The following is a 297-nucleotide window of genomic DNA, read 5'->3' on the forward strand; positions in this document are numbered from 1 at the left end:
ACTTCATCCTGGTGTGTCGTCCGCAATCCCACACCACCCTCTATGAGCACCTCGAAGGCATTGACATCCCCACCCTCACGACCCAGCGGTGGACGGGCAAAATTGAGGAGACCTACACCTACCGCTACCTCAACGGCGTGCCCTTGAGAGATAGCCATGATGCGTTATTGGTGAACTGGTGCGAACTCACCGTCACCCGCCCTGACGGGAAGGTGACCTACAACAACTCGTTTGCCACGAATCACCCGTTGAGCGACGAAAACGTGGCAGAGGTCGTTCTAGCCGGGCGTACCCGTT

At 57.6% G+C, this 297-nt stretch carries 1 pseudogene; it reads left to right on the plus strand.

The window, feature by feature from the left end:
• Window positions 1–297: pseudogene (locus JUJ53_RS19640) on the plus strand (ISNCY family transposase); the annotation flags it as partial.

The organism is Leptolyngbya sp. CCY15150, from assembly GCF_016888135.1.
Classification (GTDB): Bacteria; Cyanobacteriota; Cyanobacteriia; order RECH01; family RECH01; genus RECH01.